11 protein-coding genes are annotated in these 14,096 nt (G+C 45.3%); 10 read left to right on the top strand and 1 reads right to left on the bottom strand.

The window, feature by feature from the left end; translation table 11 throughout:
- Positions 1-59 precede the first annotated feature (59 nt).
- Positions 60-1,466, bottom strand: a complete 1,407-nt coding sequence (locus AAJP47_RS10530; protein WP_346717881.1) for a two-component system sensor histidine kinase NtrB — start codon at positions 1,464-1,466, stop codon at positions 60-62.
- Positions 1,467-1,613: 147 nt separating this feature from the next.
- Between AAJP47_RS10530 and rimO the strand changes: the two genes are divergently transcribed.
- The 10 genes from rimO (at position 1,614) to fabZ (ending at position 14,058) form a co-directional block, all read left to right on the top strand.
- Positions 1,614-3,224, top strand: coding sequence for a 30S ribosomal protein S12 methylthiotransferase RimO (gene rimO / locus AAJP47_RS10525; protein WP_346717880.1), 1,611 nt, complete (start codon positions 1,614-1,616; stop codon positions 3,222-3,224).
- Between the two features lie 169 nt (positions 3,225-3,393).
- Positions 3,394-4,119 (top strand): UMP kinase, encoded by a 726-nt coding sequence (pyrH, locus tag AAJP47_RS10520; protein WP_346717879.1) that lies wholly within the window; start codon positions 3,394-3,396, stop codon positions 4,117-4,119.
- Between the two features lie 110 nt (positions 4,120-4,229).
- The gene (gene frr / locus AAJP47_RS10515; RefSeq protein ID WP_346717878.1) at positions 4,230-4,784 is read left to right on the top strand and encodes a ribosome recycling factor; all 555 of its coding nucleotides are present in this window, start codon (positions 4,230-4,232) and stop codon (positions 4,782-4,784) included.
- Positions 4,785-5,053: 269 nt separating this feature from the next.
- The gene (uppS, locus tag AAJP47_RS10510; RefSeq protein ID WP_346717877.1) at positions 5,054-5,812 is read left to right on the top strand and encodes a polyprenyl diphosphate synthase; all 759 of its coding nucleotides are present in this window, start codon (positions 5,054-5,056) and stop codon (positions 5,810-5,812) included.
- Between the two features lie 178 nt (positions 5,813-5,990).
- On the top strand, positions 5,991-6,800 hold the full coding sequence (locus AAJP47_RS10505) for a phosphatidate cytidylyltransferase (RefSeq protein ID WP_346717876.1): 810 nt from the start codon (positions 5,991-5,993) through the stop codon (positions 6,798-6,800).
- A 238-nt stretch (positions 6,801-7,038) separates the two neighbouring features.
- The gene (ispC, locus tag AAJP47_RS10500; protein ID WP_497198717.1) at positions 7,039-8,241 is read left to right on the top strand and encodes a 1-deoxy-D-xylulose-5-phosphate reductoisomerase; all 1,203 of its coding nucleotides are present in this window, start codon (positions 7,039-7,041) and stop codon (positions 8,239-8,241) included.
- A 33-nt stretch (positions 8,242-8,274) separates the two neighbouring features.
- Positions 8,275-9,651, top strand: coding sequence for an RIP metalloprotease RseP (gene rseP, locus AAJP47_RS10495; protein ID WP_346717875.1), 1,377 nt, complete (start codon positions 8,275-8,277; stop codon positions 9,649-9,651).
- 262 nt (positions 9,652-9,913) lie between these two features.
- Positions 9,914-12,328: an outer membrane protein assembly factor BamA gene (bamA, locus tag AAJP47_RS10490; RefSeq protein ID WP_346717874.1), complete on the top strand. Its 2,415-nt coding sequence runs from the start codon at positions 9,914-9,916 to the stop codon at positions 12,326-12,328.
- A 151-nt stretch (positions 12,329-12,479) separates the two neighbouring features.
- Positions 12,480-13,496: a UDP-3-O-(3-hydroxymyristoyl)glucosamine N-acyltransferase gene (gene lpxD, locus AAJP47_RS10485; protein WP_346717873.1), complete on the top strand. Its 1,017-nt coding sequence runs from the start codon at positions 12,480-12,482 to the stop codon at positions 13,494-13,496.
- A gap of 52 nt (positions 13,497-13,548) precedes the next feature.
- Positions 13,549-14,058, top strand: a complete 510-nt coding sequence (gene fabZ / locus AAJP47_RS10480) for a 3-hydroxyacyl-ACP dehydratase FabZ (RefSeq protein WP_346717872.1) — start codon at positions 13,549-13,551, stop codon at positions 14,056-14,058.
- Positions 14,059-14,096 lie beyond the last annotated feature (38 nt).

Below are 14,096 nucleotides of genomic sequence, written 5' to 3'. Positions count from 1 at the left end.
AGGCCTAATGAGCAATGGGTTGATTCAGGTTCCAGCATAACGCTTTTATGTTGAACGAATTATAGGGATGCCTCAATAATCGGTTGGTTAAAAGGCAGGTATAAGGTAAAACGGGTTTGGTTGGAGCTGGGGTTGTTTTTGGTGCGCAGGCTAGGGCTTTGCGCTTGAGTTGAGCTGACGTCAATCATACCATGATGATGGCTGATGATCTCTTGCACAATGGACAATCCAAGACCCGTCCCTGCCGCACGGCTGGTGACCATTGGAAAAAATATCTGACCGATGAGAGCAGGATCAATTCCTGAGCCATTATCGGTGATATTCACCTGCAATACTTGTTTATGCTGTTGCCGGCTGATGGTATGTTGAAAAGCCACACGGGTTTGAATATGCAGCATTGGCTGGTAATCAGCATCGCTGTTATTTTCTGCCAGTGCGCCATTCTTGTTTGCCTCTGAAATATCAGACTGGTCAGCGTTAGAGTCAGACCACTCTTTTTGTTGCAGCGTTTGCTTAAACTCAGTCATAGATTCGCAAGCATTGTTAATCAGATTTAAAAAGACTTGAATCAACTGGTCTTTGTCAGCCTGCAACTCTGGCAACGATAAGTCATAATCACGCTGTAGTGTGACTTGTGGGTATTGGTTGAGTACCAAGGTTATCACATGTTCTAGTGGCTCATGAATATTGAGCATTTGCCAATTTGGCAATTGATTGGAGCCAAGAAACTGTCCGATGAGCTGCGTTAAGCGATCCGTTTCAGAGATGATAATATCGGTATAGTTACGCAGTTTTTCAGTGGTTTTTTGCATGCTATTGCCACTGTAGTTTGAGACGGCATTTGTATCGACAGGCGCTGTAGACGGCTCAAAATTAAACGTAGTAGGGTCACTAAACGTGATAAATTTCCGCTGTAATAGTTGTGCGGCACCGCGAATACCCGCCAGCGGATTTTTGATTTCGTGAGCAACCGAGCGCAGCATGTGACGCGCGACGCTATATTGCTGCTGCTGACGCTGCTCCTCTGAAATTCGGCTTTGACGATCCTTACCCCACATCTCAACGATAAAATAATGCTGCTGCTCATAGATGACAGGCGTCACACTATAATCAACGGATAGCGATAAATTACCATTTAACGAGGTGTCTATGATGTGGTCGTGGTCGATGAAGGGCTGCTGATAGTGCTTGGCTTGATTAAAGCGTTCGGTCAAAGCGTGGATTGGTTCTTCTGTTTCATCATCAATGAGCGCGCCGTCTGCTGAGGGTGCTGATTCAGGTGCAAGTAATGCCAAGATAGATTGATTGAGTAATCGTCCACTACTGATGGCAAGCAGCTGCTCGGCTTGGGCATTTAACCACGTAATATCAAGCGCATCGTTGATCCATAAGATAGAGGTAAATAAATGCTGTGATACAAATGCTAAGTCGGGGGTCATTTCTGCGCTTGTTAAATGGCTCGTCATGGGTGCTGCCTAATAAAGGGGTGCTTAGAAAAAGAATGCTTGATATAATATTTAACCACAAATCAACAGTATAGAGCGGCAAAACTGGCGATATTTGCAAAAAAAACGTACAATGCGCCCAGCCAATTATCTCTAGCAAGGTCAGCCATGTCCAAAACTTCTACCGAGTCGTTGAATACAACGACGAGCACCTCACAGTCAGCTTCTCTCACTTCTAACAATACGCCCAAAAACACTGCTACTATTTTTAATCCTGCTAAACCTGCAATGCCTGAGGCGCAGGGATTATCAGACAGTAGCGCGCCTAGCCGTATCAAAGACAGCCATCATAAAGCCAATCACAATCAAAACCGTAGCATTGAGCAAAGTAGTGATGCAACGGTAGCGATGACAGCGACCGCCAATGCACCCGTCAGCGCGGCACCAAAGATTGGTTTTGTGTCATTAGGTTGTCCAAAAGCACTGGTAGATAGTGAGCGTATTATTACGGAGCTTAGCCTTGATGGTTATCAAGTGGCCAGTGATTATGACGGCGCTGATCTAGTCGTGGTCAATACCTGCGGATTTATTGAGTCTGCGGTACAAGAGTCGCTTGACGCTATTGGTGAGGCCATTAGCAAAAATGGTAAAGTGATTGTCACAGGCTGTCTAGGCAAAGAGGCGGATAAAATCCGTGAAATGCATCCGGCCGTGCTCGCAGTGACGGGTGCCCATGCTTATGATGAGGTTATCACAGCGGTCGCGCAGCATGTGCCTAGACCGAACCGCAGTCTGGATACCAACTACGATCCCAAAATTGATTTGATTAATGAGGCGGGCATCAAGCTGACGCCCAGTCATTATGCTTATCTAAAAATCTCTGAAGGCTGTAACCATCGTTGTACTTTTTGCATCATCCCAAGCTTACGTGGCGACTTGGTCTCACGTCCCATTGATAACGTGATGAATGAAGCGTTGGCACTCAAAAAGGCGGGCGTTAAAGAGTTGCTTATCATCTCGCAAGATACCTCCGCTTACGGGCTGGACTTAAAGTATAAGACCAGCTTTTGGAACGGTATGCCGCTGAAGTCGAAGTTTTATGATCTGTGTCAAGCATTGAATGACTTAGGTATTTGGGTGCGGTTGCATTATGTTTATCCGTATCCGCATGTAGACAAAGTCGTTGAGCTGATGGGTGAGAAAAAGCTGTTGCCTTATTTGGATATCCCGTTCCAGCACGCCAGCCATAGTATCTTAAAAGCCATGAAACGTCCGGCGCACAGCGAAAACACCTTAGCGCGTATCAAAGCGTGGCGTGAGATTTGTCCTGATATCGTCATTCGTTCAACCTTTGTTGTCGGCTTCCCAGGCGAGACGGAAGAAGACTTTCAGTGTCTGCTCGATTGGTTGGTTGAAGCCCGTCTCGATCGCGTTGGCGCTTTTACTTATTCAGAAGTTGAAGGGGCCGTTGCCAATGATTTGCCAAATCATGTGCCCGAAGACATCAAGCAATCTCGTTATGATCGTTTGATGACGCTACAACAAGAGATATCCGCGCAAAAACTACAAGAGAAAGTCGGTAAGACTTTACTGGTCTTGGTGGATGAGATTGATAGCGATGAGAACATTGCGATTTGCCGCAGTTATGCGGATGCGCCAGAGATTGATGGTCACGTCTATGTGGATGACATTACCGATCACGTAAAAGTGGGTCAGTTCTTAACGGTCACTATTGATGATGCTAGCGAATATGATTTATTTGCCAGCTATAACGGATAAAACTCAGGATAATATACGAGTGAAAATTGCCCAAGAGCGGGCAGTTTTTGCTACAATTGGCGCAATTTAGCCTGTTCCATACGCCGACATCGCATAGGATGTTATGGCAAACGCTGTTTGTGTTTTACCAATGACTGTAATTATAATTTAATACTAACAAGGTGACCTCATGTCTGACAAAAACCCGCGTTACTCTCGTATCTTGTTGAAACTCTCTGGCGAAGCTTTGGCTGGTGGTAAAGACATGGGTATTGATACCGAAGTACTCGATAAAATGAGTTTGTCTATTGCTCACTTGCGTGGACTTGGGGTACAAGTCGGTATCGTCGTTGGGGGCGGTAACTTATATCGCGGGGCGCAGCTACAAAAAGAGGGCTTGGTTGGCCGTGTTACTGGTGATCAGATGGGTATGCTGGCAACCGTCATGAATGGACTTGCCATGCGTGATGCGCTTGAGCGCCGCAATATCAAAACCCGTTTGATGTCTGCCTTGCCGATTGGTGAAGTGACCGAAAGTTACAGCAGCCGTAATGCGATTCGCTATCTTAAAAATGGGGAAGTGTGTATCTTTGTCGCTGGTACGGGCAATCCGTTCTTTACCACAGACACAGCCGCTTGCTTGCGCGGTATTGAAATTGAAGCGGGTCTAATCTTAAAAGCGACCAAAGTAGATGGCGTTTATGATAAAGACCCAAGCCTCCATTCTGATGCCAAAAAATATGATGGCTTAACGTTTGATGAAGTATTAGAGCAAAAACTGGGCGTTATGGATCTAACGGCGATTGCTTTATGCCGTGAGCACAACGTACCACTGCAAGTATTTGATATGACCAAGCCCAATGCCTTATTAAATGTCATTATGGGCGAAAATGAAGGGACGCGCGTTTATCATTAATAAGATGAACGTCCCAATAGATGATGAATGTCCCAATAGATATTGTTAAATAACCGTTTATAAACAACCGTGATGAATGATTTGTCGATAGCGATAAATAAGGATACATAATGATTAAAGAGATTAAGCAAGACGGCGAAGCGCGCATGCAAAAAACGCTAGAAGCGCTTGAGAGTACCTTTAGTAAAGTTCGTACTGGCCGTGCACATCCAGGCATGTTGTCAGGTGTTATGGTCAGTTACTATGGTGCGCCGACACCATTAAACCAAGTCGCCAGCGTAAACGTAGAAGACTCACGTACGCTATTGGTTCAGCCATTTGACCGTACGATGGTACAAGCGGTCGATAAAGCCATTCGCGAAGCAGATTTGGGTTTAAACCCAATGACCGCTGATGTGATCCGTGTACCGATGCCAGCATTGACAGAAGATACGCGCCGCGATATGCAAAAGCTTGCTCGCGGGGAAGCTGAGAGCAGTCGTGTGTCCATTCGTAATATCCGCCGCGATATGATGAATGACATCAAAGAGTTGGCCAAAGAAAAAGAAATCTCAGAAGATGATGAGCGCCGCGCCAGTGATGACATTCAAAAGATTACTGATAAATATATCGAAATCATCGATAGCCGCTTGAACAAAAAAGAAACCGATTTAATGGCCGTATAAAGACTGATGTTCTATTGCTGATGGCGATAATCGGTCAAGTCATCTCTTAAAAGCAGCCAATGCGTCATTGCTATTGGCTGCTTATTATTATGTCGACTGCTATTATAGTCGTAGTTATATGCATAGTATGGATAGGTCGCTTTTACTGAGTCTTCATAAACGACGGTCGGTCCGATGTATGAGAAGTTTATGAATTATTTGTAATGCGCTTTTTAACCGCTACCGTACACGCTATTATTATTTTACCTTAACAATAAGTAATCTCTCCTATGTCCACTTCTGCCTTTACGGCCTCTGATATTCTTCCTCGTCATATCGCTATCATCATGGATGGCAATAATCGTTATGGCAAAGCCAATGATTTGGCAAAAGGTCAAGGGCATGTGGCGGGTAAAGACGCGCTTGACCCGATTGTTGAATATTGTGTCGAAACGGGTATTGAAGTATTAACGGTTTTTGCTTTTTCTAGTGAAAACTGGCAACGCCCGCCCAGTGAGGTGGCGCTATTGATGCAACTGCTGGCATCGACCATTTACGAGCAAATACCGCGTATGAACGAATATCGCATTCGTTTGCGTTTTATTGGTGATCGCAGTCATCTGAGCGATGATTTGCAAGTATTGATGGCGGATGCGGAAGAAAAAACAGCCAATTTTGAAGCCATGACATTGGTCATCGCCATCAGTTATGGTGGACAATGGGATATTGCCAATGCGGCAAGGCAGCTGGCCGAGCAAGTGCAAACAGGACAATTGCACGCTGAGGAAATCAACGAAGCGCGGCTTGGTGAGTACGTTCAGCTGGCAGATACGCCAGCGGTAGACATGTTGATACGGACGGGCGGTGAATATCGTCTCTCTAATTTTCTATTGTGGCAATCTGCCTATGCAGAGTTGTTCTTTACTCAAACTCTATGGCCAAATTTTGCGGTAGATGAGCTCGCAACGATGGTAACAGAGTTCGCCCAGCGTCAACGCCGTTTTGGGAAAACCAGTGAGCAGATAATGACGGCTCAACAGACCCGTTAAAATATAGATGCGATAGACGCTTTTATTTTGACGATACGATGAGTAGTTAATATATCTTGTTTATGAAATAATAAACCGCTTTAATGGGTGTCAAATGTGATTAAAGGTCTGTTATGAATTAACTGTTATAATGCACTTTTTGATCATGCGTTTTTTATAATTATAAGGCTCAACAAGTATGTGGCAACGAATTAAGACGGCAATTGTTCTCGTTATTATCGTTGGTATTGCAATGTTTGCGAGCCAAACCCCTATTTTATTTGCCCCACTCTTAGCAATTGGCGCGACGATTGCCGCGCATGAGTGGACGAAACTGATGCCAAAATGGCGTCATCCTTTGTTATTTGTACTAATGATTTTGGTGCTGACACTAGCGTCCATGATGTTCAAAGTGACGTGGCTGTTTTGGTGGGTGGCCGCAGTCGTCATATGGTTGATGGCAACGTCTTGGGTTCGAGTGTTTCCAACCAATACCAATTGGTACGGCAAACAGCTGGTATTGATCGGTGCTGTCTTATTGACCGCCTCCATTACCGCCATGTTTTACTTATGGCAACTGTCAGCGTGGTGGTTACTATATGTGTTCTTATTGGTCTGGTGTGCTGATAGTGGCGCTTATTTTGTGGGACGCAAGTTTGGTCGCCGCAAAATGGCACCCAATGTTTCACCCAATAAAAGCGTAGAAGGCTTAGTAGGCGGATTGGTCACTGGTTTGCTAGTGGTTATTGCCATTAGTCTCTTTAAACTACAACTGACTGGTCTATCGCTCGTTGCGTTTGCTGCCTTGTCCGTTTTGACAATTTTGGCGTCGGTACTGGGTGATTTGTTTGAATCAATGCTCAAACGCCGCGCTGATGTCAAGGATTCAGGGACTATTTTGCCCGGTCATGGCGGTGTTCTGGATCGTATTGACTCGTTGTTGTCAGCCACGCCCATATTCGCGCTTGGTTTTTGGGCCATACAACATTTCGGTTTGATGGTGGTGTAAGGCGAAGCCGACACGAAGGCTGCGAAACCTTTGTGTTAGCGCTACGCAAGCAGTATGGCTATCAGTAGCGCTTGATTCTCGATGTGTTGATTTTATATGGAGCCGACTGTAACCGCCTTTGCGCCTTGATTATCACTCACTACCGATTATAATTTCCTACCATTTTGTATGGTTATACCTTGTTTATTCCCTTAGTTTTTCGTTTTACCGTATTATTCATATATAGGCACCACTGGTTATGACGCAACGCATCGCCGTACTAGGCGCGACAGGTTCAATTGGCGATAGCACGTTAGCAATATTGGCGGCGCAGCCGCAGCATTACGACGTTTACGCGTTGTCAGGTAACCGCCGTTTAGACAAACTGTTTGCGCTCTGCCAGCAGTTTTTGCCCAAGCGTGTCAGCGTACCCACGTCAGCGGTGGATGACTTTGCCGAGCGCCTTAGTGCCGCAGGTTTAAACATTGATGTGGTCGGCGGCGAAGCAGGGCTGGTCGATATTGCTGCTGATTCGCAAACCGATACGGTCGTTGCTGCTATTGTGGGTGCGGCAGGTTTACCTTCTACTTTAGCTGCCGCTCGCGCCGGTAAGCGTATTTTGCTTGCTAACAAAGAAGCGCTGGTGATGGCAGGTCGAGTCATGATCGATGCGGTCAAAACAAACAACGCAACGTTGCTACCGCTTGATTCTGAGCACAATGCCATTTTTCAGTGTTTGCCGCTTGCCATACAGCAAGACAATACTCAAATTCATCAGCCAGATCATGGGGTACGCAAGCTTTGGTTGACGGCTTCTGGTGGACCATTTTTGCAGCAGTCATTTGCACAGATGCAGCAAGCCAGTGTCGCAGAAGCAGTTAAGCATCCCAATTGGTCAATGGGTCAAAAGATATCGGTTGATTCTGCTACGATGATGAATAAGGGGCTAGAGTTAATCGAAGCCTGCCATTTATTTGATTTGCCTGAAAATAAAATAAATGTGGTGATTCATCCGCAAAGTATCATTCACTCAATGGTAGAATATAGCGATGGTAGCTTCTTAGCGCAGCTTGGCAGTCCCGATATGAAGACGCCAATCGCGCATGCGCTCAGTTATCCCAATCGTATGGATAGCGGCTCGCAGCCATTAGACTTGTACGCACTCAGTGGACTAGAATTTATCGAACCGGATCTACATAAATTCGCGTGTTTGCGTCTTGCTCGCCTTGCGATGCAAGCGGGTACTCAGGCGACTATTGTCCTTAATGCAGCCAATGAGATTGCAGTAGCTGCCTTTTTGGACGGACAGATTCGCTTGACTGACATTGCTGATATCAATGAGCAAGCTCTGTCCGAGATTCAGGTGCCTGTGTTGGGTGAGACCGCCGATATAGAGGATATATTGGCAATTGATAAAATCGCACGTCGCCATACTGATACACTTGTCAAAAAACTGGCGTAATCTTCCTATTAGCCACTTCATAGAGAAAAGATCATGACTTTTATATTAACGCTTCTTGCGGCAATATTTGTCTTAGGTCCACTCATCGCCTTACATGAGTGGGGTCACTATATTGTGGCGCGTCTTTGCGGCGTTAAGGTATTGACGTACTCTATCGGTTTTGGCCCCAAGCTTTTTGGTTGGACCAGTAAAAAAAGCGGCATTGACTATCGCATCTCAGCTTTACCGCTTGGTGGCTATGTCAAAATGCTTGATGAGCGTGAAGGGAATGTGACAGAAGAGGAGAAGCATTTAGCCTTCAATTACCAGCATCCTCTCAAAAAAATCGCCATTGTCGCCGCTGGCCCTATCATGAATTTTATCATCGCCATTGCGCTATTTTGGGTGCTCTTTATGACCCCGTCAGAGCAGCTAGCGACTAGAATTGGACAAGTATTACCTGACACGCCTGCCGCTATGGCACAGCTACCTATTGGTGACAAAATTGTTGCCATTGATGGTCATGACGTGCAGACGTGGGAAGGTATTAATTATCGTCTTGCGGGGCGTATGGGCGAGACGGATAATGTCAGTATTACCTTACAGTCAGAAACCCCAGCGGATGACTCGCTCAAGACCTATCAAGCGCCAGTTAAGCAGTTTATGCAAGGCGCGTCGCAAGGCAAAGACGCTTTGACCAGCTTTGGTATGTTGCCGTGGCAGCCAAACATTGCACCAATCATTGGTAGTTTGATGCCTGATGGTGCTGCCAGTCGTCAAGGCTTAAAAGAAGGCGATCGCATTACGGCAATCAATGATGAACCAATCAAAGACTGGATCAGTGCCACTCATATCATTCGTGATAATCCAGAAAAGCTGCTTAACTTTACCGTATTGCGTGACAACCAACCTGTTCAGCTACAGATTATGCCACAAGGCAAAAAAGACAATTTAGGTAACGATTACGGGCAGATTGGTGCTATGGTGGAGCAATCTGAGATTGTGATTCCCGATGCCTATAAAACAACGGTGGTGTATGGTCCTGGTGAGTCATTAGTGAAGTCATTTGAAAAGACGGAGCAGTTAGCAGTCATGACCGTAAGCTCAATGGGTAAGATGTTGTCTGGTATGATTGGCTTGGATAATTTATCAGGACCGATTACCATCGCCAAGGTTGCCAAACAAAGCTTTGATATCAGTTGGCAGATGGTATTGTCTACCGCCGCTTTGATCAGTTTGAGTCTTGCTGTGCTGAATCTTTTACCTATTCCAGTATTAGATGGCGGTCATATTGTCTATCATTTTATTGAGCTGATTCGCGGTAAGCCGTTATCAGAAGGTGTACAAATGGTCGGGCTAAATATCGGTTTACTCTTGCTGGCAAGTTTCATGGTGTTAGCAATTGGTAATGACATCAGTCGCCTATTTTGATTGATCCATTGACCATCTGTTGGACAAGGTGAGATGTACTAATGGCTTTGCGCTGGTTCTGTGCGTATTATTCACAGAATAGGTGAGCGGCTTTATATTGGAACCTCTGTACTAATCGTAATTTTTAGTTTATTTTGTGATGCATTTTATATAAAGTGTTCTGAGTCTCCCATAGGCAATCTAAGATTTAATGCGAATTGGGCTAGACAACCTATGCTTTTTAACTTAACTTAAGCAAGTTTTTTATTGACGGATAGTGTTTATGCGTACGCCTTTATTTATGAGCGCGGCAGGGTTGCCGTTAGTTGTAGCGATGATGAGCATGCCTGCACAGGCTGCAGAATTTGTAGTAACTGACATCGGTTTTAATGGTCTGCAACGCCTAACCCCCGATAGCCTCTATCCGGTTCTACCTATTTCGGTAGGGGATACGGTGAATGATAGTAGTTTGGCGGCCAGCATCAAGGCGCTGTATGCGACCGAAGATTTTGCCGATATCCAAAGTCGTGTCGAAGGCGGTCAGCTACGATTTGATGTCGTTGAGCGTCCAACCATTGCTGAGGTGAATTTTGATGGCAATAAGCTCATTCCAAAAGAAGGGCTTGAGCAAGGATTAGATAACGCTGGTCTCTCTGTGGGCAAGGTACTCAAACAAGCGACGCTACAAGGCGTGGCCAATGAGCTACAACAGCAGTATATCAGCCAAGGTTATTACAATAGTGATATCGAAGTCGAGCAGACGTTACTTGAGGGTAATCGTGTCAAGCTTGATGTGCGCTTTGTTGAAGGCAAGCCTGCCAAAGTGGTCGATATCAACATTATTGGTAACAAGCATTTTAGCGATGAAGACATCAAAGACGTCTTTGCGGTAAAAGAATCTTCTTGGACGCGTCTGCTTTCTAAGTCTGATCGTTATGCCAAAGAAAAGCTGGCAGCCAGTTTAGAAAACCTAAAAGCGCTCTACCAAAACGACGGTTATGTGCGTTTTGCAGTAGACAACGCCGTTCTTAATATCACCGAAGACAAAAAAAATGTCTTTATCGAAGTCAGCCTGAGCGAAGGCGAGCAATACCAGTTCGGTGAAGTGAACTTTTTAGGCAAACCAACGTTTGATGAAAATGAATTAGAAGAACTCGTCACTTTTGATCCTAACGAAAAGTATTCACAAGCCAAATTGGATGCGACCACTGCCGCACTTAAGAGTCGTTATGGTAATGAAGGCTATTATCTAGCACAGGTTAGACCGGTGCCGCGCATCAATGATGAGACCAAAGTGGTTGACATCGATTACTATATCGATCCAGCTCGTCCTATCTATGTTCGTCGTATCAATTTCACAGGCAATATCAAAACGCAAGATGAAGTGTTGCGCCGTGAGATGCGTCAGTTAGAAGGCTCATTAGCCTCTAGCGATAAAATCCAGTTGTCACGCACTCGTCTCATGCGTACAGGCTTTTTCAAAGCGGTCAATGTGGATGTCAAACCCGTCCCTAACCAACCAGACCAAGTCGATGTCAACTACACCGTGGAAGAGCAGCCTTCTGGTAGCTCGACGATTGCAGCTGGTTACTCGCAGAGTGGCGGTGTCACGTTCCAGTTGGATTTGACTCAAAACAACTTCATGGGCACGGGTAACCGTGTTAAAGCGGCGCTATCGCGTTCAGAAACCCGTGATTCTTATAGTTTGGGTTATACCGATCCGTACTTTACAGAAAATGGTGTGTCGCAGGGTCTTAGCGCCTATTATCGCGAAACCAAGTATGATGATCGAAACGTGAGTAATTACGTTACCGACTCATACGGTGCCACCTTGAACTACAGCTATCCTGTGGACGAAACCAAGCGTGTTAGTGCAGGTATCAATGTCGATGATACCTCAATACGTGGTGGGCGTTTCCTTGGCGTATCAAACGTACAGCAGCTACTAGATGATGGTGGTACGTTTGAAGACTTCACAGGCGACTTTGTAGGTCGTACCGGCTTTAAAAACGAGTATCAAACTTACAACTTATTGTTAGGTTGGGATTACAGCACCTTAGATCGCCCTGTTTTTCCGACTAAAGGGATGAGCCATACCGTAGATGCGACGATTGGTTTGGGTGATGCCAGTTATCAAAAGCTCGTTTATCAAGGTAATGTCTACTATCCGTTCTACAAAGACTGGGTTGCTCGCGGTTATACTAAGCTAGGCTATGGTAACGATCTACCTTTCTATGAAAACTTCTACGCGGGCGGCTATGGTTCAGTACGTGGTTATGAAGCCTCAACCCTTGGTCCTAGATCAAAAGCTTATTATGATGCTATCAACAATTTTAATAGAGAAAGAGATGAAGAAGTGGGCGGTAACGCGCTGGTAAGCTTTGGTAGTGAATTGATTTTACCAATGCCATTCAAAGGGGATTGGGCGGATCAAGTACGTCCGGTATTGTTTGCTGAAGGTGGTCAGGTATTTGATACAACCGATAAAGAAGATCGCACGTTCGTTAATCCTAACACAGGTGTTGACACTGACGTCCCGTTATTAACTCAGGACAATAGCCTGCGTTTTAGTGCGGGTGCTGGTGTGACTTGGTATACGCCAATCGGGCCGATCTCACTCAGTTATGCTGTGCCAATCGGTGACAAAGACGGTGATGAGACTGAAAAAGTTCAGTTCCAGATTGGTAATACTTTCTAACCAATCCAAACTTAGCCGCATCGTCCAATCTTGTTTGGTCGATGATATAAATTCATTTAATTGAACCAAGCGTCAATTAAATACCAATAGATCGCCAAGATGATATTTCAGCTTGGCGATTGCCATATTCATAATGATATTAATAGCAACTATGATAACGATTGAGCAACTTATCACTCGGATTGAGCAGCGTCAGCCTATTATCAATAAAGCTGAACTTAATGCTGAACAGTTACGTCAAGCATTTAATAGTGTTGGTAGTTTAATCACTGCTGAACCTAACCAATTGAGCTTTTTAGCCGATCCTAACTATGTCTCCAGTCTGGCGGATAGCCAAGCAGGGGCTGTGTTTGTCACTGCTGAATACTCTGACCAAGTGCCGCAAACTGCTATAGCCTTGGTGGTTGCAAACCCCTATTTGGCTTATGCCAGCGCCAGTCAATTGTTTGCGCCTAAATCGTTGTTTAGCGGTGTTCATCCTAGTGCGTTTATTTCTGATAGCGCGATCATTGAAGATGACGTCAATATCGGCCCCTTTTGTGTCATCGGTGATCACGTAACGATCGGCGCACGCAGCTCACTAGATGCGCATGTGGTCATTGAAGCGGACACAGACGTTGGTCATGATTGCGTTATCAAATCGCAAGTGGTCATTGGGCCTAATAGCGTCATTGGTAATTATGTCAGATTACATAGCGGCGTGAGTATAGGGGCAGAAGGTTTTGGCTTTGCACCTACTCGCGACCCAAGTACCACTGGCTGGGAGCGTATTGCTCAGCTCGGACGTGTGGTAATTGGCGATCATGTCCGTATCGGTAGTAATACCTGTATTGATCGCGGTGCGATTGATGATACGGTCATCGGCAATCATGTGATTATTGATAACTTGGTTCAAGTTGGACACAACGTACGTATTGGTGATGGTACTGCGATTGCGGCGCAAACAGGTATTGCAGGAAGCACCAGCATAGGTAAACGTTGTATTATTGGCGGGGACGTCGGTATCACAGGTCATATCGACATCACAGATGATGTCATCTTATCTGGTATGACAATGGTGACCAAATCGATTAAAAAGTCCGGTTCATACTCTTCTGGAACGGTAGCGATGCCGACCGCTGAGTGGCGACGTGCCGCTGTACGCTTTCGTAAGCTTGGTCGTGATTAGCGCAAATAAAAATACGCCAAAAAGATTTAAAACACCGTAAGGAAGAACCACCATGAGCAGCACTGATATAGATAGCGGAACCGATAACAACGTAAAAAGCTTGGCTGAGCAAGGCCTTACGCTGCCATTAACTTATCATACCCTCAAGCATTATTTGCCACACCGTTATCCCTTTTTATTAGTAGACAAGATCATTGATTGCACACCAGGTGAGAGTATCACGGGTATTAAGAACGTGACGATCAACGAAGAGTTTTTCAACGGCCATTTTCCTGATGAGCCGATTATGCCAGGCGTTTTGATGATTGAGTCAATGGCTCAAGTCTCAGGCGTGCTTGGCTTTATCAGTGCAGGACTGACATCAGAAGATGGCTATTTATATCTTTTTGCAGGCGTGGACAAGGTGCGCTTCAAGCGCCGCGTGATTCCTGGTGATCAATTGATCGTTCGTGCCACCACAGTGATGCAAAAGCGAGGTATCTATAAGTTTGATTGTACCGTTCATGTTGGTAACGAGCTTGCTGCTAGCGCACAGATCATGATTGCCCGTCAAGAACAGTAATGATTATTGACGCCAATTTTTGACTGCTTTTTTCGAAT

It is taken from the genome of Psychrobacter halotolerans (assembly GCF_039680845.1).
Lineage (GTDB): Bacteria > Pseudomonadota > Gammaproteobacteria > Pseudomonadales > Moraxellaceae > Psychrobacter.
The sequence above is the reverse complement of the archived record's forward strand: the minus strand, read 5'-3'. Positions and strand labels throughout refer to the sequence as shown.